This is a genomic window from Symplocastrum torsivum (genome assembly GCF_059505465.1).
Genome location: NZ_JCACKQ010000045.1, coordinates 252451 through 274179, shown reverse-complemented (window position 1 = coordinate 274179; position 21729 = coordinate 252451). Strand labels below are relative to the sequence as shown.

At 45.2% G+C, this 21729-nt stretch carries 20 protein-coding genes; 10 read left to right on the top strand and 10 right to left on the bottom strand.

What is annotated here, in order from left to right:
* The 3 genes from AC5JL3_RS14950 to AC5JL3_RS14940 form a co-directional block, all read right to left on the bottom strand.
* On the bottom strand, positions 1-1912 hold a 1912-nt coding region (locus tag AC5JL3_RS14950), incomplete at its 3' end, for a hypothetical protein (RefSeq protein ID WP_496075220.1).
* Between the two features lie 424 nt (positions 1913-2336).
* Positions 2337-4472 carry an iron uptake porin gene (locus tag AC5JL3_RS14945; protein WP_496075219.1) on the bottom strand — a complete coding sequence of 712 codons (2136 nt, stop codon included), beginning with the start codon at positions 4470-4472 and terminating at the stop codon, positions 2337-2339.
* A gap of 278 nt (positions 4473-4750) precedes the next feature.
* Complete coding sequence (locus AC5JL3_RS14940) at positions 4751-6487, bottom strand: pentapeptide repeat-containing protein (protein WP_496075218.1); 1737 nt, start codon at positions 6485-6487, stop codon at positions 4751-4753.
* Between the two features lie 212 nt (positions 6488-6699).
* Here AC5JL3_RS14940 and AC5JL3_RS14935 point away from each other — a divergent pair, with 212 nt between their 5' ends.
* From AC5JL3_RS14935 to AC5JL3_RS14915, 5 genes are all read left to right on the top strand, one after another.
* Positions 6700-7530: a DUF1338 domain-containing protein gene (locus AC5JL3_RS14935; RefSeq protein ID WP_496075217.1), complete on the top strand. Its 831-nt coding sequence runs from the start codon at positions 6700-6702 to the stop codon at positions 7528-7530.
* A 57-nt stretch (positions 7531-7587) separates the two neighbouring features.
* Positions 7588-8439, top strand: coding sequence for an ABC transporter ATP-binding protein (locus AC5JL3_RS14930; protein WP_496075216.1), 852 nt, complete (start codon positions 7588-7590; stop codon positions 8437-8439).
* A 246-nt stretch (positions 8440-8685) separates the two neighbouring features.
* Positions 8686-9177 carry an SMC-Scp complex subunit ScpB gene (scpB, locus tag AC5JL3_RS14925; RefSeq protein WP_496075215.1) on the top strand — a complete coding sequence of 164 codons (492 nt, stop codon included), beginning with the start codon at positions 8686-8688 and terminating at the stop codon, positions 9175-9177.
* A 142-nt stretch (positions 9178-9319) separates the two neighbouring features.
* On the top strand, positions 9320-9718 hold the full coding sequence (locus tag AC5JL3_RS14920; protein WP_496075214.1) for a DUF760 domain-containing protein: 399 nt from the start codon (positions 9320-9322) through the stop codon (positions 9716-9718).
* 332 nt (positions 9719-10050) lie between these two features.
* Complete coding sequence (locus AC5JL3_RS14915) at positions 10051-10383, top strand: TMEM14 family protein (RefSeq protein ID WP_496075213.1); 333 nt, start codon at positions 10051-10053, stop codon at positions 10381-10383.
* A 246-nt stretch (positions 10384-10629) separates the two neighbouring features.
* On the opposite strand, the gene AC5JL3_RS14910 is transcribed toward AC5JL3_RS14915, so the two are convergent.
* The gene (locus AC5JL3_RS14910) at positions 10630-10836 is read right to left on the bottom strand and encodes a hypothetical protein (protein WP_192217231.1); all 207 of its coding nucleotides are present in this window, start codon (positions 10834-10836) and stop codon (positions 10630-10632) included.
* 369 nt (positions 10837-11205) lie between these two features.
* Here AC5JL3_RS14910 and AC5JL3_RS14905 point away from each other — a divergent pair, with 369 nt between their 5' ends.
* A complete protein-coding gene (locus tag AC5JL3_RS14905) occupies positions 11206-11763 on the top strand; it encodes a GNAT family N-acetyltransferase (protein ID WP_496075212.1) in 558 nt (185 codons plus the stop codon).
* A gap of 12 nt (positions 11764-11775) precedes the next feature.
* Positions 11776-11940 (top strand): hypothetical protein, encoded by a 165-nt coding sequence (locus tag AC5JL3_RS14900; protein ID WP_496075211.1) that lies wholly within the window; start codon positions 11776-11778, stop codon positions 11938-11940.
* Positions 11941-12060: 120 nt separating this feature from the next.
* Here AC5JL3_RS14900 and AC5JL3_RS14895 read toward each other — a convergent pair whose 3' ends face one another.
* The 4 genes from AC5JL3_RS14895 to AC5JL3_RS14880 all read right to left on the bottom strand — a co-directional run bounded on the left by AC5JL3_RS14895 (position 12061) and on the right by AC5JL3_RS14880 (position 15425).
* Entirely contained in the window at positions 12061-12219 is a 159-nt protein-coding gene (locus AC5JL3_RS14895) for a VOC family protein (protein ID WP_496075210.1), read from the bottom strand.
* Positions 12220-12453: a VOC family protein gene (locus AC5JL3_RS14890; protein ID WP_496075209.1), complete on the bottom strand. Its 234-nt coding sequence runs from the start codon at positions 12451-12453 to the stop codon at positions 12220-12222.
* 4 nt (positions 12454-12457) lie between these two features.
* Complete coding sequence (locus AC5JL3_RS14885; protein ID WP_496075208.1) at positions 12458-13498, bottom strand: hypothetical protein; 1041 nt, start codon at positions 13496-13498, stop codon at positions 12458-12460.
* 190 nt (positions 13499-13688) lie between these two features.
* Positions 13689-15425, bottom strand: a complete 1737-nt coding sequence (locus AC5JL3_RS14880; protein WP_496075207.1) for a DEAD/DEAH box helicase — start codon at positions 15423-15425, stop codon at positions 13689-13691.
* 270 nt (positions 15426-15695) lie between these two features.
* Here AC5JL3_RS14880 and aptA point away from each other — a divergent pair, with 270 nt between their 5' ends.
* Entirely contained in the window at positions 15696-17009 is a 1314-nt protein-coding gene (gene aptA, locus AC5JL3_RS14875; protein WP_496075206.1) for an omega-aminotransferase AptA, read from the top strand.
* Between the two features lie 94 nt (positions 17010-17103).
* On the top strand, positions 17104-18135 hold the full coding sequence (locus AC5JL3_RS14870; RefSeq protein WP_496075205.1) for a GAF domain-containing protein: 1032 nt from the start codon (positions 17104-17106) through the stop codon (positions 18133-18135).
* A 21-nt stretch (positions 18136-18156) separates the two neighbouring features.
* Here AC5JL3_RS14870 and AC5JL3_RS14865 read toward each other — a convergent pair whose 3' ends face one another.
* The gene (locus tag AC5JL3_RS14865; protein WP_496075204.1) at positions 18157-18285 is read right to left on the bottom strand and encodes a hypothetical protein; all 129 of its coding nucleotides are present in this window, start codon (positions 18283-18285) and stop codon (positions 18157-18159) included.
* Positions 18286-18446: 161 nt separating this feature from the next.
* On the opposite strand from AC5JL3_RS14865, the gene AC5JL3_RS14860 reads away from it, so the two are divergent.
* A complete protein-coding gene (locus AC5JL3_RS14860) occupies positions 18447-20243 on the top strand; it encodes a caspase family protein (RefSeq protein ID WP_496075203.1) in 1797 nt (598 codons plus the stop codon).
* Positions 20244-20293: 50 nt separating this feature from the next.
* Here AC5JL3_RS14860 and asnS read toward each other — a convergent pair whose 3' ends face one another.
* Entirely contained in the window at positions 20294-21685 is a 1392-nt protein-coding gene (asnS, locus tag AC5JL3_RS14855) for an asparagine--tRNA ligase (protein ID WP_496075202.1), read from the bottom strand.
* Positions 21686-21729 lie beyond the last annotated feature (44 nt).

Sequence of the window (21729 nt, the reverse complement as noted above, 5' to 3'; positions counted from 1 at the left end):
CATCATTGGCAGTCTGCTGGTCATCATCCTGGTCATCATCATTGGCAGTCTGCTGGTCATCATCCTGGTCATCATCATTGGCAGTCTGCTGGTCATCATCCTGGTCATCATCATTGGCAGTCTGCTGATCATCATCATCCCCGCCACTACTGCCTTCGCGTACAACGACGTAATAGCGTCTTCCTCCCCGTTGAACTAACCGTACACGAGTCCGACGACGATCTTCATCATCATTGCCAGTAGCAACATCATCACCAAAATCAGCATCAATGTCTGTAACAATCCGGATGTTGCTAGATGCGAGGATTTGATACTGAGCGCGAGCTGTGCTAGACGTAAAAGCTGTTGCTAAGCTGAAAACATTGACGTTGACTGAATTAGCGAATGTGGTGTTTGTGTTTGAGACGCTGCTGCTAGCTGAAGTGCTGCTACTGCTACTACCACCAGCATTCCCACTATTTGTAACGACAATTATTGGGCTACCAACTGTAATATCGGTGCCCCCAACTACTAGGCTGCTATTTCTGACAAGTGTAACGCCACAGATATTACAGAAAGAGAATTCACTAGAATCATCAGAATTACCAGAACCGCCAGAATTGCCAGAACCGCTATTAAAGTCGTCGTCTTGGATGTCAGTGAATTGTATATCTCTGTTGATGCTAGTCACCCCAGCAGCAGCGTAGAAGTCTACATCACCACTACTGCGACCGTCTAATTTGTTTGTTCCTTGCTCAAATGTGAACTGTGTATCCCGGCGGGCAGTACCACTGAAGCCGAAGGCATTAGCATAGTCTGAAATAATGCCTTCACTTTCACCTTCGATCTTGTACTTGGTGATGATGTTGTTTTCATTTAATCCATCATCGGTCTGAATGTTAAAAGGTCCGTCGATAGCAATATCTACAGCAGCCAAATCCGCTTCAATCTGGAACTCGCGCTCTCCTTGAGTCCCAACGCTCTGAATCTGGAGTTTTTTATTGACTTCACCAACAAATCTGATGCTGCCAGTGTCATCATCACCGATACCGTTATCGTCGTCATCATCATCACCGATACCGTTATCGTCGTCATCATCACCCATACCGATACCGTTATCGTCATCATCACCCATACCGATACCGTTATCGTCATCATCATCACCGATACCGTTATCGTCATCATCACCCATACTGTTGCCGTTGCCATCTACGGCGAAGTCAGTACCATCTTCCGGTGTGACGTTTTCCCCTTCAAACGTAAATTTGATTCGTCGCTGCAAATTAGCTGATGATGTTGTACTTGTGGAAGTGCTACCCGATTCGCGGAACTGAAGATTTGAAGCTAGATTAATTACACCATCATTGATGTCAGCCTCGAAGTCACCTAGTTGTAATTCTCCAAGTGTGGCTTGAAAGCTAGAACCATTAGCAACTGTAGCTTCTACGGCTGGCAGGAAAACTAACGGAGCATCACCCGCTGTCTGAGGGCTAATCAATGTCCCGTCAACTACACCCAAGTTGGACTGAAAGCTTGTTAAGGTAAAGTTCAGGACTGTATCCCGGTTTAGGAACGGAGTAGGAGTACCACCATTTGCAGAGAAGGCTATACCCGCTAAACCACCTTGTAGTGTGCCTATATCACCCGCATTAGGCTGATTATCTGCTCCAGCGTCGAAGCTAGCAGCAGTTGGTGTAAAGATTGCTGTGCTTGTATTGCCATTTGGAGTTTCTAATCGGAGTCTGTTGATTCCAACATCAAATAGTTCTACTCCTGTGCCACTGCCTCCTGGTACAGGTACAAAAAAAGCAGCTTGTCCAGCAGTGCTGCCGCCTGTCACTTGAATCTGGGCACGAACAGCAGGAGCGATCGCAACTGCTAAACCTCCAGCTAAACCTAGGCAAATAGCATAACGAGTTGATTTGGCAATCATGTTAAGACTCCGTAAGTGAATGAACGAAGGAGAGAGGAAACTAAGAGATTTTGATCAACTGGAAGCTCAACAGGTCACAGTACTTTTTTCACTAATTTATCCCGAACGCGGTTCCACCGAGACGTATTACGAAAAGTGGTATAGAGTGTCCTGACTCTTACAAATTGTTAGGCATAAAAATTAGGGTCGCGCCTGAACAACACAGACCTACCTAAAGCCATACACGGCTTTGGAGTCAAGGACGCTGTCATGCGGTTGGAAGTTCCTGACTAAGCGAAATTTTTCTAGATTGTCCACTCGCTGAGCTTGCAGTTGACTTTGAGGAAGCGTTAGCAATTTTCACCCTGAAATTTTTAAAGAGAACAGACCGATAAGCTTTCCGGTCTATTCGTTGGAATTGAGAAAAGCAATAGTGCTGAAACCTCTAGAAGTTAAAGGTTGTCCGAATTGCTCCAATTGTAATCGTGTCGTTGTTATCGTTGTGATTCGGATTGAAAATCACAATAACTCCAGGGGTGATGCTGATGTTGTCTGTCACCTGGAAACGAAAGAAGCCTTCTACATGAGTGGCTGTATCCGGTTGACCCCCTTCACTGAATGTGAAGTCACCTCGATTTACGAAGCTAGGAATATTTCTCCCACCATTGTCATCAGAGATGTCACTACTGGTAATTTTGGGAGGCTGTCCGACATAGATGCCAGCTAAGTTCCCTTCACCCAATAAATCAGGGAAATTGAGGAAAGCCATCCAGTTGAATGTCTCCACAGTTCCATCCCCACCCGTGAAGTCAGATGTTGTGTAACCACCCCAACCTCCAACAGTGAAGCCTGGTGTAAGTCGCCACTCTAAGGTTGCACCAAAGGCATTTGTTAACATCGGCGCTCTGAGGAACCCGTTAGCATTCGGGATTTGGATTGCCAAGATGTCATCACCAACACCTGTGCCCAATTGACCAGAGGGTGAGTAGGAGTTGATGTATTGAAGGGAGATATCAATTGTATTGGTAGGAGAAATGACTAACTGGGCACCTGCTGTCGTTGTCCCTTCATCTCCACCAAATAAGCCACCATTAATGGAATCGTTGGTTCTGTTGGCTGAGTAGACACCTTGCAAGCTAAACCGGGTTCCGAGTTGCCAGTCAAAACCGACACCGCCGCCGTTTCCACCAATACTGATAATCGGATTACGTTGGGCAAAGCGGGAAAGTGGTCCAGCCCCAGCACTTTCTACACGATTTACTCCCCGGAAAACGTTAACTGGGTTAACACCTACTGGACCAACGATGAGGGCAAAGTTATTACCAAACAATTGACGGTAGTTGAGGTCACTCAACTCAAAGTCGTTGTTGTTGTCTCCTTCATAACCCAAGCCGACATAGTTCTCTAAAAAGACACCTGTGCCTGAGCCTTCACCTGCTTGGAGTCCAGTTAGTAGAAGACTGCGAGGACTAAACTGAGTGAACAGACTCAACTGCACATTGTCGATGACATTAACATTGGTGGAGTCGTCCTCGAATCGGTCTAAGAAGAAATCAAATTCATTTTCACTGCGTCCTTGAACCCCAAAGATTGCTTGTCCAAAGAGCTTTGTGGTGGTGGAGAATTGATTATCTTCCAAAGCGGCTGTGCGACCTTCTAACTCGTCCACTCGTGTGCCTAAGTTCGCCAGTTCTGTTTCAAACTCACGCACTAAGCGTTGCAGTGTTTCTAAGTCTTCACGGACGACAAAGCCTTCACTAGAAGCGGCAATCAACCGTTCAACCTGCTGTAGGCAAGAATTTAAGCCTGCGGCAAATTCATAACGGGTGAGGGCACGACTACCTCGGAATGTGCCATCTGGATAACCCGCAATACAGCCATAGCGCTCTACAAGATTTCGTAGTGCCTCATACGCCCACTCACCTGGGGAGACATCAGACAGTTGGGTAACATTGGTGACTTGACCCATTGGGTCATCGGCTTGCATTGGATCTAGAGAGTCCAATTGCCCCTCTGCCGGAGCGATTGGTTCACTGGTATCTCCCTCTGTAGGCAAGGCTTGCGCTAAGTCTTTGACATTCGTTTTAACTGCCTCCGTTGAGTCAGAAGCCGCTTCTGATTCGGGAAGGAGAATTTTGGGCAAAGCTGGGGAACCAGTTGGTGCAGCTAAGGCTAACTCACCAGTGGCTGTTTCTGTTGCCTGTACTGGAGTGTTGTCAGTCGCAGCCTGTTGGGGAGACACAGGAGAGGGAGAATTGAGAATTTCTCCTTGTCCTTCTTGTTCCGATTGCGATCGCTTTTCCTCCGATACAAGGTTAGGCGCGAGTTCTAACTCAGTTACTGGATTGGTCAGTTCTGCTACCGTTGGCTGGTTCGTAGCTGAGGCTACCTCCGCTTCTTCTGCTATCGATAAACCTGTAGATGCCGGGAATTCCTGAGTTGAAGCCTCAGCCGATGTCACTGCTGTTGCACTAATCTCTGGTGCAGCTTGAGCGGTTGAGATAGTGGCAGCAAAGCAACTAAGGGTTGCAAATACCAATGCTGAAGATGCTGCCTTTTGATAATCTGGACAGGATTTCACGGTGCTATTACTCCTCGAAACACCTTATTCGCGTTTGATTTTAGCTGAGATTTAAGACAGAACGTTAATTTGTTTTTATTCTTTAGTTGGATTTAAAGTAATTTAACTTGATACCGTACTCACTTAGCCAAGATTTGTATGTAGAACTATCAAATTCCTTGCCGATTTAATAATGGTTGTGCTATGCAATTCGATTAATGACTTTGTTAAGATACTAAAGGTTCTTGCCAGTTCTCCTAGGTTTCTTTTGCTGACAAACGCCACACCCAAATGATGATTTAGCTAGGCTGACCTTGGGATAAGATTAGCGCGATCGCTAAACGTACTGCCTGTCCCACTATCGAAAACCGTGCTGCCTCATTTGCCGTTCCTTCCCAATGTAGTAGCAGCTTTTGGAATATTTCGTCTTGTTCCGCTCGCCTCATAATTGCCTGAACAATAACTTTCTTCTGGATTTCTTCAGTAGAAAGATTCTGTTGTCTCAAAAAGTCCAGCAGTCGCTGTACACTCTCCACAAACTGCTCTGGGGCTTGGGAGATGATAATTCGTTCTATCTGATTGATGACTTCTTGATACATCCGCCGTCGGCGCTCAGCGAAACCTGGAGGAGGGGGTAAGACTGAACTCCGGGATAGAGGTTTGATCTTCGACTCTGGATTTTCCTTAATGTTTAGTAAGTTCAGGAGGGTTTGGCGTTGAATTAGGAAACGCTCCAAGATTTTTGGGTAGAGTTGCAGGATGCGTTGACTCACGAGTTTGGTATTCACCAACTGATTAGCCGACAACCGCAGCACGTAGTTTCCGTCATTAAATTCATAAGATTTAATCGCCAACAGGATGTCTGGGCACTCCAGTTTTACCTGAGTTAGCGTAAACACTAATGCCTCCCAATTTGGGGCTTTGGGAAAGCGAACTTCGATGCCAATATCTTTCGTGTTTCTAAGCGCCAGTTCTCCGGGTTGTAAATCACCACTAGCCGGATAGCGATAGCTAGGGCTTTTCGTCGCATAGTTAAACTGGGTAAATAAGTAACGACAGTTAACTGTTGATAGATCAACCTCTTCAAGGTGCCAGCCGTGAATGCAGCAGCCTGTTAGTTCTGCCCCCTCAAGCTTGGTACGAATCAAATAAGTCTCCAAGAAATAGGCTTCACTCAAATTCGCCTCACTCAAGGTTGTATCCTTCAGGTAAGCGCCACTTAAGTCTGCCCGTCGCAAATCTGCCCCTCGTAGATTCGCTTCACTCAAGTCACTATGCAATAAATAAACATCGTGGAGAATTGTTCGCAGCAAATCCGCTTTATGCAAGCTGGCTTTGAGTAAATAAGCACCCGTGAGATTTGCCCGACTGAAGTCCGTGCGATCGCAGATCGCTTCACTCAAGTCTGCACCTGTTAAAATTGCTCGATGGAAGTCTGCCCCACTGAGATTTGAGCCACGCAGGTAGACAGCATTAAGGTTCGCTTCTGTCAAGTTGGCATCAACTAAAATTACGTCTCGCAAATTCGCTTTGTCTAACTGAGCCTCCCGCAGATTAGCACTTGTGAGGTTAGCTCCAATCAGCATCGTGCGGCGGAGATTGGCTTCCATTAACTCGGCACCAACTAGCACCGCGTTGTTAAGCTTCGCTTGTTCGAGATTACTCTGATCTAGCTTTGCCCCTTGAAGATTTGCTCCACTCAAATCAGCATCAGTCAAATCTGCCCAATTTAAGTCAACGCCTTCAAGCAGTGCCCCCCGCAAATCCACTTTACTAAGCTTGGCTCGACTTAAAGTAGCTTGGTTAAAGTTAGTGTTGTTGAGTGCAGCATTGCGTAAATCAGCTTGATGTAGACAAGCCCCCGTCAGCTTGGCATTGCTTAAACAAGCCCAACTGAGGTTAGTGTTAGTCAGGTTAGCACCCGTTAAATTGATGTGGCGAAGATTCGCCCCTGTTAGACTTGCACCACTGAGGTCAACATGGGAGAAATCACGTTCTCCTTGTCGATAGCGATCGAGAAAGTTTTGTACTTGCATTAAAACCCTTCAGGCAGGGTAATCTCAAGACTGATTGATACGCCTTGTTTGAGTAGATATAGCAACCCGATTTGACTTGTAAGATATCAGAAGTTCAGATTCCCGACTTCTTTGAGAAGTCAGGAATCTCTCCACGAATTATTTAAGCACTTTGCCATGAAAGCAACAAAAGAAAAAGATGTATCCTTGCGGTATCAAGATTCTGACTAAGGATGATGGCTCAAGTTGCTTCCTTAAATACCGAAGCCTTTTTTGAACACCTCTGGCAAGACTACATCCAGATGGCACCAGCAGCGGCACAACTACAGCAGGTATTCCTTGAGCGTGGTGAGCAGGTAGTCAACGACCATATTGCCTTGCGTACCTTCAATCTAGAACCCATCCAACTGACTGCCTTAGAACCTCATTTTCTGGCAATGGGCTACCGTCGATTTGCTCCTTATCAGTTTCCCGAAAAGAAGCTACAAGCTTGGGGCTATATCCCACCTCACGATACCTTACCCCGTATCTTCCTCAGCGAACTCGATTGCAGTGCCTTTAGCGTTAGTGTGCAGGAAATCCTCCGCCAACTATGTGTACAGGTAGAGCCAGAACGTGTGCAGGAGATTGATATATTTTGGGCAGGACGATTGTGGTCACCAATCAGTTGGGCTGATTATCAAACCTTGCTAAAAGAGAGTGAGTATGCGGATTGGGTGGCAGCATTAGGACTGCGCCCGAACCACTTCACCCTCAGCGTCAATCATCTTGTACATACTCCCAGCTTGGAGGGTGTGCTGGAGATTGTGGAATTGCAAGGTATGGCACTCAACACGTCAGGTGGACGGATTAAGGGTTCATCAACCGTCTTGCTAGAACAAGCCTCAACTCTAGCCGAACGGATGCCTGTTGAGTTTGCTGGAGGTGAAGTGCATGAAATTCCCACCTGCTATTACGAATTTGCACGGCGTTATCGTGATGCTGATGGGACTGTTTATCAAGGCTTTGTCGCTGCCAGTGCTGACCGGATTTTTGAATCAACCCATGTGCATCGCTCAAGTTGAACAAGAAGAACACGGTAGCCAATTTGATTGAACCTTACCCTTTTTATTAATGCCTTTATGTCAGTTGCCGTTTCTCTTCAAAACGTTTACAAGACTTTTAATAACGTTCCAGTGGTTAATGACCTCTCATTTGCGATCGCATCAGGAGAAATGTTTGGTTTGCTTGGCCCTAATGGGGCAGGAAAATCTACAACAATCCGGATGCTAACGACTCTTACTCAACCGACACAGGGTCAAATTGAGGTTGCTGGCTATGATGTTGTGCGACAATCTACCCAGGTTAAGCAGAACATTGGTGTCGTATTGCAACAAACAAGTGTAGATGCTGACCTTTCTGTTTGGGAGAATATGGAACTGCATGGACGCTTGCATCACATTCCTAATCCTGGGCGTCAACGGCTGATTAATCAGTGGTTAGAGTATGTAGAATTGGCAGATCGACGCGACAATTTGGTCAAAACCCTGTCTGGTGGGATGAAGCGTCGATTACAAATTGCTAGGGCGCTGTTGCATCAACCCAAGATTCTATTTTTGGATGAACCAACTGTAGGACTAGACCCTCAAACCCGCTGTCGCCTTTGGGAAATTATTCGGGATTTGAACAAGCAGGGCATGACAATGTTGCTGACAACTCACTACATGGACGAGGTGGAATTTTTATGCGACCGTATTGGCATCATGGATACTGGTCAGCTAATTGAACTTGGCACCCTCCAACAATTACGGCAGCAACATGGAGAAGGTTTGGTGATGAAGCAAGTGGACGACCGCTTTGAGTACAAGTTCTTCCCCGATTTGGCACAAGCAAACGCCTACCTCGACAGCTTACCTAATAAAACTGGTATGATGGCACGTCCCGCCAACTTAGAAGATATCTTCGTTGAACTTACAGGACGGCAACTTGATTGAGGAGTCGGGAATTGGGAATTGGGAATTGGGAATTGGGAATTGGGAATTGGGAAAAACTAACCGTTGTAGTAGTAATAGTAAGTAGGCATTAGCTCGCCCTAGTAGAGCGTCAAGGTGGATTTATGGGTAAATGTTAAAGGACTTCTTCCTTATGTCTCCTTTGTCCTCTGCCGTCTGCCGTCTGCCTTCTGCCTTCTGCCTTTTGTAATAACCTTCCATTCCAAAGTCCAAACTCAAGAATCATACATGCCTTGTTTAGCAGCCCAGATAGAAGCGATTCTTTACCTGAAGGGACAACCCCTTTCAATTACAGAAATTTCTGAATATGCAGGATGCGATCGCGATAATGCCGAAGATGCCCTGATTGAACTAATGGCAGACTATGCTCATCGGGATAGTGCCCTAGAAGTTGTCGAAACTCCATCTGGCTATAGCTTACAGTTACGCTCATCCTTTCAAAACTTACTACAAAGTTTAGTGCCTGCTGAATTGGGTACAGGTGCCTTGAGAACACTGGCTGCGATCGCACTAAAAGACCCAATTGCACAACCTGACCTGATTAACCTGCGTGGTAGTGGTGCTTATCAACATATTCAGGAGCTTATCAATTTGGGGTTTGTCCAGAGACGCCGACAAACTGATGGTCGTTCCTACTGGTTACAAGTTACCGACAAATTTCATCAACATTTTGAACTTGATCAACTACTGCCACCACTGGAGAAGCAGTCCCAATCCTGACAGCGCTTTGAACCTTTCTTCAAACGTGGATTTCTCCTAAAATCTCTTCCTAAAGAGCGAGAAATCATCATACAAGGTAGGAGTCGCCAGACATCACAATCGTTTAGAGTAGAAACTAAGCAAGTCAAACCGAAGATTACTAATGGTATTTAATCCTGACTTTCTCAATTCCCAACCTGAAGATGAGCAAGTAAATCAACTTCTGAACTATCTCCAGCACCAATCCCCAGATGTTTTGTCGCGAGTTGCCAAGTCGGCAAGTCCAGAAATTCAACAAATCATTTCTCAAAACGTTCAGGGACTAGTGGGGATGCTCCCTTCAGAAAACTTTAACGTGCAAATCACAACTGATCGGGAAAACTTAGCAGGATTGCTAGCTTCAGCAATGATGACTGGCTACTTTCTGCGCCAGATGGAACAACGCATGGAACTAGAAGAAACCTTAGTTGACTCAATTTCATTGCGTCGCAGTGAACCTTCTAAGCCAAAACCGCATCACGGTGAAAAGCCCAATGACTCCTCTAGGCAAACGGAGCTGTAAACGCCGTGCTTTTTGATACGCATACACACCCCCGCTACACTTAAATCGGGTACGGGGGATTGTTGCTGTCGTCTTCTTTTAGTCGGTTCCGCCCTTGCTGTGACCGCCCCGCTCTTTTATGAGCATTGTTTTTCCTGGTTAGACTTGCTGTACTTGAGAGTGGAACCGACAAGCTTAGCCGCCTGCCGCAAAGGTCAGCATAAGAATTACTGACAGCAAAAGACCAGGACTCAGTAGCAGTACTAACATTAACAAATCGTGCTGGGTCATAACCCTAAATCTCCTAACTTCTCATTTTTACGCTAACGCGCTACATCGACGACTTCCTCAAAATGAACAATTTATTTCAAATTGCTATCTGGTCTATTCCTGTATATGCCTTATTAGTCCTAGTTGGGGGCATAATGGGATACCTCAAAGCAAAAAGTAAAGTCTCGCTATTTTCTGGGATAGGCAGTGGAGTAGTCTTGCTGGTTGCTTGGTTGCTTTGTCGTCAGATACCCATAGTAGGGTTAGGGCTAGCAGCATTGATTGGATTAGTGCTGTTTGTGGTCTTTGTAACACGCTTTCTCCGTACTCGGACTTTTATGCCTGCGGGGTTGATGATGGGATTTTCTCTCGCAGCTACGGTTATATTTTGTCTAGGATTGCTTACCAGCACTTAGTTTAAGAAAAAAGCGATCGCCCTTTTAGCCTCCAAGGAATGCGATCGCACTACATCACAAATCCAAGAAAATAATTCTTGTCTATTTAAGAGTTACCGTTACCTAAGTCTTTATTCTTAAAACCTTAACTACCTAAAGAAAGACAGTGGGAGACTTTGAGAATTAAACTTTCCTCATCTGCAAAGCCACTCCACTGCCAAAGATTCATCGAAAACAGAGCCATGAATGATTATTAGAACTGGATTACTAATCCACTACTCTAATCCAGCCTTTATTTAAGCCTTGATAAACCTGTTCAACTAGGTTTTTTTCCTCTAGCGAAAGTAATTTTTTAGACAATACTGCTGACATAAATAAGTGCTGGTCAACGCGAGTAATCTTGCGTAGGTAAATAATCCGATTGGCAACTTGTTGAACTGGAAATTTAGGGAAGCAAACTTGTGTCGGTTTCATAACTTCTTGGCACGCTCTGTAATTCTACTATCAGCGATTTCACGGAAATTCTCAGTGATCGACAGGTTCACGGCTAGTGATAAGACCCGGAAAAGAAATGTGACGAAGCCTTTGACACAAGGTGATATAGATCACCAAAAGTAATTATCTCAGAAAATTTTGCAAGGATACATATATTATGTGTCAATCTGTAAAGATTTGTAAATAGCATTAAAGTTTTTCTAGGCAGGGCTTACGCAGAACCTCTACATGTAGGGTGGGCAGTGTCACCTACTACTACTACGAATAGTCTTTAGATGAGCAATTTGTGTAAGTCCTGCTGGCAAATGGTGTTAAGCCGCAGGCGTAGAGCGCGATAAGATACAGTTCATGCTTACTCAATCCACGCTAGAGACAAGTAGGTTAATCTTGCGCCCACTCACTCGTGCGGATGCACCATCAATCCAGACAGTTGCGAGTATTCGTGAGATTGCTGACACTATGATTTCCATTCCTCATCCATACCCGGATGGTGAGGCTGAGCGATACATCTCCAAACAACTTGCAGAGTTTGAAAATGGTCATTCTGTCACATTTGTAATCGAGCGTAAGTTTGACAGAGTATTTAGCGGACTCATTGAGATTCGAGATATTGAACGGGAACATTCTCAGGCTGAACTGAGTTTCTGGTTAGCCGTTGAAGCACGGGGACAAGGTTACATGAGTGAAGCATTGAAACCTGTGCTTCGTTTTGCCTTTGAAGATTTAGGACTCAATAGACTCTGCGCTTACCACATGGTCAGAAATCCAGCTTCAGGGAAGGTATTGCAGAAAAACGGGTTTGTCCAAGAAGGTTTGCTACACCAACGAGTGAGGAAGTGGGGGGTGTTTGAGGATGTGGCATTACTAGCAATTTTGCGTAGAGATTGGCAGGGAAAAGCAGCATAGCACTGCATTGCAATGAAGGAAACTGAACGAGGTTTTAACGATGAGGGGCGAATAGTCGAGTTATCAGATATACAGAATATGCCGAATTGCAGGCATTCGCTGCGGGTTAAAACGTTGATCGAGTTCCTGATGAAGCGGTTTGGTAATCCGCCTTACTGGGATGCGATCGCACTCTAAAGACTTTGTGAAATATTGGGATGGTTACTGCAATACATTATCACTGAGGGACAAGCCACTATCCCCCAGGAAATCCGCGAATTTCTAGGCTTACAGTCACCGTCGGATACATTATAGTTTTCACTCTCTCCCCGAAGCGTTTTCAAAGCGTTGAATCTCAATTAGGTAGCCATTTGGATCGCGCAAGAAGCCGTGGTAAATGTTGTACTTTTCATTCAGATCCGGCGGCTTTTCAAATTCGACACCCCGCAGAGTAAGATAGTTAAACCACTCGTCCACCTACTGCGTTACGAGGGTAAAAATCACATTCGATTGCTTCTCAGTGGGCGGAGTTTTTGTCTCGCTACTTTGGCATAAGCCCACGTACCCATCACCACTGACCCGATAAATCCGACAACTACCTTGATCGAGCCATAACTTCAATCCCAATACATCTTCGTAGAACTGTGCCGAGATTTCAAGGTCATGGGTGTAAAAAAAGGTAATTGAAGACTCAATCGACGGATGGGGCATGGCTTCACTTATTCCAACAACTGGGTGAGATAATTTTAGCCGTCCTATCATCTAAATAAAATTCATAGACAGGTTCTCCGCCTAATTCACAACGTAAAGGTTCAAGAATTTTCGTGAAGGGATTCCAAACCGCTGTTACTGTCCGTTTGGCTTTCTTTCTAACCAATTCACAGTTGATATGGACTGTGGGTAAATGGATGACCATAGCACTGTGTAAAAAAGCATCTACTACTAGGGTATAACGTTCCTTGATATCCGCCAGCTTCCTCTCTAATTCCCTTTGAGTTGCTTCAATACGAGCTAACTCCTTTTCTTTTTCCTCACCTATTAAACCTTTATACTCAATCCTTGAAGCAATCTCAGTCGCTATCGTACCGTAATAAGCGTGAAGTCGTTCAGAATCTCTCGTTAGAGTTCGTGTTAACTTAGCGCTCCAATTCTCTAGTTCAGCTTTAATTAATTTCGCGGCTGTCTGTTCGATTAAACTCGATAACTCCTCAAAGGGCTTTGTTATTAAGTCTGGAGAATCGTTGACATCAATTCGGTCAGCTTCCCAAAACAAAGCATCTCCAATGTCTATGGGTGTCACTCCGGTTAGCTCATTGATGATAAAGGAAACCATCCCGATTCTTCGTTCATCGGCTTCCGCTGTGTAAGCAACATTGCACCAGATATAACGAGTCGTTTCGGGTTTAGCTTCCAGAAATCGAATTAAGCCATTTTGAGGAACAATATTTTGTTGTAGGAGTTTCTCAAATCCTGTAGTTTTTAGATAGCTATCATACTTCACCCCGACTGCTGCCACACATCCTCTATCACTTAGCAGTTCAGAAAACTTATTGAGTAGAGTCGAGTGATAGGTGACAAAATGGCTCTCAGGAATATCCGCTCTGGTGGTTAAAGTAACTTCTTCAGGCAAGTCGAGAGCTTTCGCGATATTAGTCGCTAACAGGACATTCAACACCTGTTCACCATCCGGTTCAGCGATTCCTTCGTGTAAAGAGATGAGTTGTGCCAGGGTAGACAGAATTGGATCAGAAACCATTTTGAGATAAGGAATACACAAAAGAAGGCAGAAGATAGAAGGCAGAAGGCAGGAGGCTGTTATGAGAATTTAATCTACTTCCTGACTTTTGCAGCAAATGAGTAAATAGTAACTCGCTCCTAGCTCCTAGCTCCTGTTCTTTACCCTCTACCTTCATTAGTTCCCTTCTGCCATCTGCCATCTGCCTAAATTATGCTTCAAAGTCTTCTCCAAAAATCTGTTCATCAAGTTCACTTGTTTCCCGATACTTATCTTTAGCTTTTATCAACTCGGTAGCTAGATTTTCAAACGCTGTATCTAATTCGGGTTTGGCTTGATGCTTTAACCAAATGTCTATCACTACTTCGCTGAAATCAAACTCTTCGTCAACGTTTCCTAAGATAGTTTCGATTTCTCCTACCACTAGTTCAAACATATTGATTTTATCGTGCAAGATTTTCAGGATATATTCTTCAATACTGTCCTTGAGACAAAAGTTGAAGATAAAGACATCCTGTGTCTGTCCGATGCGGTGGATTCTCCCAATGCGTTGTTCAATTTTCATCGGGTTCCAGGGTAAGTCGTAGTTGACGATCGCATTTGCAAATTGGATATTTCGTCCTTCTCCACCAGTCTCAGAAGCTAGTAAGACAGGAACGCGATCGCGAAACGCTTCAATTGCCGCATCTTTCTCTTTTAACGACATATCCCCCAGAAACTGAGCAAACGTGATACCCGCTTCTTCGAGTGTTTTGGCTAAGTAGGCACTTGTTGCTCGATGGGTAGTAAAAACGATGGTTTTTTGCGTTGACTTTTTGAGTAAGTCTACTAAAGCTAGAGCTTTTTCAACTTGTTTAACCTGTGAGGCGCGTCGAGTTAACGTTTTTAGTTCATCACTGGGGAATTTTTTTGCAAGGTTCTTGAGAGAATCGGCTAAGGCTTGAGGCGAAGAACCTGCCCGCATTAAGAGATTGGTACGGGAAAATTTGTCTAACTTCTGTGTTTTGGCAGAGTCGGATTCACCGATTTCAAGAGAACGCACATACTCAGTCAAGTCTTGATAGAGTTTCTCTTCACTCTTGGAAGGACTAACAGTGATGGTGGTAGCGAAGCGTTTGGGGAGTTGAACATCAACTAAAGAACGGGTATTGCGTACCATCACCTCCCGCATTAACTGCCGCAGCTTTTCTGGATTTTTGGGCACTCGTCCATTTTTTGAGGAAACGTACTCTTTTTTAAACGCGGCTTCTGTCTTCAACAATCCTGGTTTGAGGAGGGTTAAGAGATTGAATAGTTCCACCAGGGAGTTCTGGACGGGGGTGGCGGTGAGCATTAAGATGAATCGTTTATTTAGGGCGTTGACGAGTTTCCAGTTGAGGGTGCTGCGGTTCTTCAGGTGGTGCGCTTCATCAACGATGACTAAATCCCAGGAACGAGTTGTGACTAAGTTGAAGTGCTTTGCTGATTTAGCCGTATTGAGGGAGGCAATCAGTCGATTATTTGTACTCCAAAATTCACCGGGGTTGAGTTGGAGTTGTTTGTCGTCGCTAGTAACGGTGTCGATACCAAATTTCGTTTGCAATTCCTGTTGCCACTGAGAGACGAGGGACGCTGGGGTGAGAATCAACAGGGATTGAATCATGCCTCGCGCTAGGTACTCGCTTAAGATGAGTCCAGCTTCGATGGTTTTTCCCAGTCCTACTTCATCGGCGAGGAGGGCACGTCCTCCCAGTTGTCTGAGGACTTTTCGGGCGGTTTCGATTTGATACCAGTGCTTGTCTATTGCAGTTAGGGTGGGGAGGCAGACAAGTTGGTCGTAATCTGCCATCACGGATAAGCTGAACAGCTTTTTCCGGGCTTCGTAGTAGTTAATCTCGTCGGATTGCCCATCAGCAAGTGCTTGTAGGGCACTGGAGTGGTTGAATTTAAAGGTGTACAAGCTGTCCATGCTCTCTCGTTCCCCTGATTCTCAAGCGGCTACCCTTAGAACGCACCCTAAGTATCTCTCATGGTAATCAGAAAGCAAGACATCTTCCTTTTGACTTTTGACTTCCTGATGACTGTCACCCAAAATCCTGGCTTTGGGTAGAAGAGAGAGTCTAGTCAGATAGGCTAAAAACTTAAGATTTTACTCTAGCGAAAGCGCGACACTCTCAACTCGGTTCATAATAAGCAAACAATCATTGTTAATAGAGCCGCTGTCACCGGAGCAAGACCTGTGCAAAGCCAACTCGAAGCCTTCTGGATGCCATTTACTGCTAACCGACAGTTCAAAGCTAAACCACGGATGTTGGTTGCAGCAAAAGATATGCACTACACGACGGCTGATGGTCGTCAAATCCTTGATGGAATCGCTGGGTTGTGGTGTGTAAATGCGGGTCATTGTCGCCCAAAAATTGTTGAAGCGATTCAGAAACAGGTAGCAACCCTTGACTTTGCGCCTACGTTCCAAATGGGGCATCCTGGTCCTTTTGAACTGGCGGAACGTTTGGTTAAGCTGATGCCAGGTGGGAAGTTTGACCATGTGTTTTTCACGAATTCGGGTTCAGAGTCGGTAGATACAGCGCTGAAAATTGCGATCGCTTATCATCGAGTGCGAGGCGAAGGGACTCGTCAGCGTTTGATTGGACGGGAACGTGGCTACCACGGTGTTGGTTTTGGCGGAATTTCTGTCGGTGGGATTGTCAGCAATCGCAAGTTTTTTGGTAGCTTAATTCCGGGTGTCGATCATCTCCCCCACACTCATAATCTTGAACACAATGCCTTCAGTCATGGTCAACCTCAGTGGGGCGCACATCTAGCCGATGAACTGGAACGAATTGTCACGCTGCATGATGCTTCAACAATAGCGGCAGTAATTGTTGAACCCGTTGCAGGTTCGACAGGGGTTCTGATTCCGCCAGTGGGTTATCTGGAAGGTCTACGTGCCATTTGTGACAAGTACGGCATTCTCTTAATATTTGATGAAGTCATTACTGGTTTTGGACGCTTAGGTACAAGTTTTGCAACGGAGTACTTTGGTGTCGTTCCTGATTTGGTAACGGTGGCGAAAGGAATTACTAGCGGTACGATTCCGATGGGGGCAGTGTTTACCCGCCAAGGTATTTACGACACGTTTATGGAAGCGTCGGCAGAAGGTGCGATCGAATTATTTCACGGCTACACCTATTCAGGTCATCCGGCTGCGTGTGCAGCGGCACTGGCAACCCTTGCTATTTATGAAGAGGAAGGGTTATTTGCTAATGCCCACCATCTCGCTAGCTACTGGGAAGAGTGTCTGCATTCCCTGCGAGATTTACCTCATGTCATTGATATTCGTAACTTAGGGCTTATTGGGGCGATTGAGTTGGAACCCATTCCAGGGAAACCGACAGCACGGGCTGTGGAATGTCTCCAACGCTGTTATGACAACGGGTTACTCATCCGCACGACAGGGGACATTATTGCTTTGTCTCCGCCTTTAATTATTCAGAAATACCACATTAAGGAAATGTTTGAGATTCTCGCAGGGGTACTGCGAGAATTGCCCTGAGCTTTATCCTCGTTTTTTCAGCTTTGTTACAATAATCAACAATAATCATTCCTCGTCTAAGATTGGAGCATGGACTGTTTTCTAATGCTTAGACATGGCAAGGTCGTATAGAGTACATCCAAAGTACCTCCAAGAAGTCAACTTGGCTTGGAAGCGTAAGAGTGAAGGACGCAAGAAAGACCTTGCCGAAAGATTAGGGCTGTCTCTGTGTCTGGTTATTGATAAGCTTTTTCTCAAAGGCGAACCTGTTAATCGTGTAAATTTTATAGAAATTTGTCAGTTCTTAGGGCTAAACTGGCGAGAAATTGCTGGTGTAGAGGAGCAGGAGAAGCCGATCTCATCCCCAAGGGTAGGGGAAAATCCTAGTAAGGCAAACGCTAGTAGCGCATCCCGTCCTCCTATTGTTGTCTCTAATACAACTGGAGATGTTAATGACGTTGATCAGGCGATAAATGAGCTAGTTAGCACTCTGTGTGAGATGTTGCATCGCCTTACCCGAAAAGCGGGGGATTTGGTAAGGGCCGATCGCACCAGCATTTTTTTACTCGATCAGCACAGAAGAGTACTGGGCACGGTTGTTGCTGACGATGGCGAGGGGGGTGGGCTAGTGATTGATATCCCTGTTGGTAAAGGGATTGCTGGTCTAGCTGCCACGTCCTCACAAGTCATCAATGTTCCTTTTGATGTCTATGACGATCCACGTTCTGAAGCGGCGAAGAATACAGATCAGAAAACGGGATACCGTACTTACTCGCTTCTGGCTTGGCCTGTATTGAATAAGCAAAAAGATTTAGTTGCTGTTGTGCAATTAATCAACAAGTTGAAGGCGAATCATGATCCTGAAGACGACTTGTCTAGAAGAATTGATAGGACTGGCTTTACGAAAGAGGATGAAGCAAGGTTTGCTAAATTTGCACCTTCGATCCTCAAACTCTTAGAAAAATCTCAGTTTTGTTACCAACTGTCATTGAAAGTGAGAAACAATGCAGGGGTCAATCAGGCTGACGCTTTCCAGAATGCTAAATTGATTGCACAACTCAAGCGACAGGAACGACTGCTGCGAAATAGTCTTAACAGATTTAAGTTGGAAGACAAAAGCTCTAGAAAGCAAAAAGCACGACATTAGGCTAGAAGCGCGATCTCACTTTCATCTAAGCTCGTTGAGGCGTTGTAGAATGACTGTTTTATCTTGAAAAATGGCTTGAACTTTATCCAAGTAGAGTTCATAACCTGCGCTTTGCGATCGCAAACATTGTAGATAAGGCATGAAGTTCATCTCTAAAGACTCAATTCTTTTGCGAAGAAGCGCTAAAGATTTAACGTTTCTGTGGCGCCTGAATTTTTACCCGGATATAACAGAAGGAACCTGTAAATTTAAGTAGCGCATGGTAGCGATTCAGGTAGTACAAAAATTTGTAGCAGTCTAGGGAATTAAATATGGCGAAGGTAGCACTGCTGATTGGGGTCAGTGAGTACGAGCCTGGTTTAGATCCACTCCCTGGCGCTATCAGAGATATTAAGGCAATGCAACAAGTTTTGCAGCATATAGAGATGGGTGGTTTTGATGAGGTAAAAACTCTGACAAATCCTAACTCGTTGTTGATGCAGGAAACCCTTGAAGTTTTGCTTGCAAGCCTTACTGAAAATGATTTAATCCTACTGTTTTTCTCCGGTCATAGTGTCAAGGATGATAGTGGTACACTCCATTTTGCCACTCGCGATACTGGCAGAACCTCCACAGGAGAACTGGTCAAGTCAAGCACTGTGTCTGCTAGTTTTATTCATGACCTTATGAGTAACAGTAGCTGTAAGCATCAAGTCATAATCCTTGACTGTTGCTTCAGTAACACCTCTCCTCCAGAAATCACAACAACAGGTGATACTAGTGTAGATATTAAAGCTCAACTGAGTCGCCAAGGACGAGCACTCCTCACATCCTTTACTTCCACGCAATATTCCTCTAGCCAGAGAGGTTCTGAGCTTTCGGTTTACACCCGTTACTTGGTTGAAGGAATTGAAACGGGAGCCGCCGATTTAGATGGTGATAGCTGGATTGCGGTGAATGAGTTACATGAATATGCCAGCCGCAAGGTTCAAGAAGCGGCTCCAGCGATGAAGCCAGAATTTTATTTCCTGAAGGAAGAAAATAAAATTCTCTTAGCTAAAGCACAAACTAATGACCCAAAACTGAAATATCGCAAAGAAGCTGAACGGCGGGTAAGTCGCGGCGAGATTTCGCCATCAGGACGTTATATTTTGAACTCATTGGCGTGGGGCTTGGGGCTAACCTCTGAAGAGCGTGCAAATATTGAAGCTGAAGTCCTAAAACCTTATCAAGAGTACCAAGAAAAATTACAGCGATATCGGCGGGTGTATATGCAATCCCTCCAAAGATGCTACCCTCTCAACGCTCAAGCTCGTGAGGAGTTAACCTGTCTTCAACAGTTTCTGGGACTCAGAGATGAAGATGTCATCCCAATCGAAGAAGAAAGTGCTCCAAAGTTAGCGAATAACTCTCAATCTGACAATAAGGCGAATGAGCTAACGCAATTAAGACTTGGGAGCCAAGCAAACTGGTTGCCTTCAACGCCTAGTGCAATTTCGCCGGGGTACATACCAAACCAATCTATACAACTAACAAACCCCCCTCTTCCCATAAATTCATCATCAGGGTTAGCCGAATCACAAACCAGTCCCGCTTCTGTTTCTAGGTTTCCTAACAAGTTTCTTCTCTTGCTGGGAATTGGAGGAGGCTTAGCAGCTTTAGCACTAACGATTAGCATCTTTACTCGCTCACCAAACTCGCCTCTATCCAAGTCAGAAAATACCGAATTGTCGTCACTGAATCCTTCACCAACGCAATCTCCCACGGCGACAAATTCTAACAAAAACTCTAGTTCTACCACTGCTCCATCTCCTAACCCTACCGCTTCACCCAAGCGTGAAGGTTGCTCGGCTGTTGTTAGTGGAAACTTACGCTCTGAGCCTGCTCCTTTTCGGGATAACATTGTCAAGTCTGTTTTTAGGGAACAGCTACCTGTTACTGGAAAGCAGACAAAAGGAGGCTGGATGGAGGTTAAACTCCCTAACAATACCTTAGCTTGGGTACACCGGGAGGTTGTATTAGACGAGGAAGAGATAGACTCTTGCCTATTTGGAAATGGAGAAACTATTAAGCTTGTGCCTGATATTGAGCCTCCTGAACCAAGTCCATCTCCCGAATCTGAACAATGAAATTTAAAGGCACATCAGCCTAGTATCGTTCCAGGCAAGTTGTGTTGTCTTTAAAATTCTGCATTCAACGGTGTCCGAGGGAATGGGATCACATCACGGATATTTCCCATACCTGTCATAAACTGCACCACACGCTCAAATCCCAAGCCAAACCCTGCATGAGGAACAGTACCATAGCGGCGCAAATCTAGGTACCACCATAAATCGTCTGGATTCATTCCCTGGTTTTTAATTCGCTGCTCCAGAACATCAAGTCGCTCTTCCCGTTGGGAACCGCCGATAATTTCACCAATCTTGGGAGCGAGAACGTCCATTGCGGCTACGGTTTTCTCATCATCGTTCAAACGCATATAGAATGCTTTGATCCCTACTGGGTAATCGCTAACGATAACGGGTTTTTTGAATAGTTCTTCAGCGAGATACCGCTCATGTTCTGACTGCAAATCTAAGCCCCAGTTAACGGGGTACTCAAACTTGCGATCGCTTTTTTCCAAAAGGGCGATCGCATCTGTGTAGGTAATCCGCTCAAACTCGTTGTTGATAATATTGTCAGCCGTGGCGAGAACCGAATTGTCAATCCGCTGGTTGAAGAACTCCATGTCCTCTGGACACTTCTCCAACACTGACTTGAAGATGTACTTGAGAAACGCTTCTGCCAAGTCCATGTTCCCTTTCAAATCGCAGAATGCTATCTCTGGTTCCACCATCCAGAACTCTGCCAAATGTCGCGAGGTATTGGAATTTTCGGCGCGGAACGTGGGGCCAAAAGTATAGACATCCCGAAACGCTAGTGCCATCACCTCAGCTTGCAGTTGACCACTAACGGTAAGGTAAGCACGGCGTCCAAAAAAGTCTTGGCTAAAATCAACGTCTTGGGAGTCTGTCTTAGGAATATCCTTCAAGTCTAGGTTGGTGACGGTGAACAACTCACCTGCGCCTTCACAGTCATTCGCCGTGATCATCGGGGTATGAACCCACAAAAAATCTCGTTCCTGAAAAAATTGATGGATGGCGTTTGCACAAGCATTGCGGACTCGGAAGACAGCACCAAGAGTATTGGTACGCGATCGCAAATGCCCAATCTCCCGCAAAAATTCAAAGGAATGGCGTTTCTTCTGCAATGGGTAGGTTTCAGGATCAGCTTCCCCGTATACCTTTATCGAGGATACCTTCAGTTCAATTCGCTGTCCTTTCCCCTGAGATGGCACCAGCACACCCGTCACTTCAACAGAAGCACCCGTATTCAGTCGCTTGAGAACCTCTTCATAGTCTGGCAAGTCAGCATTCAATACGGCTTGTAGATTAGCGAGAAATGAGCCATCGTTAACTTCTATAAAGGCAAATCCCTTCAATTCCCGCTTCGTGCGTACCCAGCCTTTGATTGTCACCGACTCATCAGGCTGACCATTTCGTAATATTTCCGCAATCCGTTGAGTCATCATGTTTCAAATAGCCACGCTTTCAGTCACGCTTACAATACAAAGAC

Coding starts and splice junctions, on each gene's coding strand:
- AC5JL3_RS14870 (WP_496075205.1), top strand. CDS start 17,104: ATGGCAAGGTCGTATAGAGTACATCCAAAGTACCTCCAAGAAGTCAAC.
- AC5JL3_RS14930 (WP_496075216.1), top strand. CDS start 7,588: ATGTCAGTTGCCGTTTCTCTTCAAAACGTTTACAAGACTTTTAATAAC.
- AC5JL3_RS14910 (WP_192217231.1), bottom strand. CDS start 10,836: ATGAAACCGACACAAGTTTGCTTCCCTAAATTTCCAGTTCAACAAGTT.
- AC5JL3_RS14865 (WP_496075204.1), bottom strand. CDS start 18,285: ATGAACTTCATGCCTTATCTACAATGTTTGCGATCGCAAAGCGCAGGT.
- AC5JL3_RS14915 (WP_496075213.1), top strand. CDS start 10,051: ATGAACAATTTATTTCAAATTGCTATCTGGTCTATTCCTGTATATGCC.
- AC5JL3_RS14890 (WP_496075209.1), bottom strand. CDS start 12,453: ATGCCCCATCCGTCGATTGAGTCTTCAATTACCTTTTTTTACACCCAT.
- AC5JL3_RS14920 (WP_496075214.1), top strand. CDS start 9,320: ATGGTATTTAATCCTGACTTTCTCAATTCCCAACCTGAAGATGAGCAA.
- AC5JL3_RS14905 (WP_496075212.1), top strand. CDS start 11,206: ATGCTTACTCAATCCACGCTAGAGACAAGTAGGTTAATCTTGCGCCCA.
- asnS (WP_496075202.1), bottom strand. CDS start 21,685: ATGATGACTCAACGGATTGCGGAAATATTACGAAATGGTCAGCCTGAT.
- AC5JL3_RS14880 (WP_496075207.1), bottom strand. CDS start 15,425: ATGGACAGCTTGTACACCTTTAAATTCAACCACTCCAGTGCCCTACAA.
- AC5JL3_RS14860 (WP_496075203.1), top strand. CDS start 18,447: ATGGCGAAGGTAGCACTGCTGATTGGGGTCAGTGAGTACGAGCCTGGT.
- AC5JL3_RS14940 (WP_496075218.1), bottom strand. CDS start 6,487: ATGCAAGTACAAAACTTTCTCGATCGCTATCGACAAGGAGAACGTGAT.
- AC5JL3_RS14900 (WP_496075211.1), top strand. CDS start 11,776: ATGAAGGAAACTGAACGAGGTTTTAACGATGAGGGGCGAATAGTCGAG.
- AC5JL3_RS14935 (WP_496075217.1), top strand. CDS start 6,700: ATGATGGCTCAAGTTGCTTCCTTAAATACCGAAGCCTTTTTTGAACAC.
- scpB (WP_496075215.1), top strand. CDS start 8,686: ATGCCTTGTTTAGCAGCCCAGATAGAAGCGATTCTTTACCTGAAGGGA.
- AC5JL3_RS14885 (WP_496075208.1), bottom strand. CDS start 13,498: ATGGTTTCTGATCCAATTCTGTCTACCCTGGCACAACTCATCTCTTTA.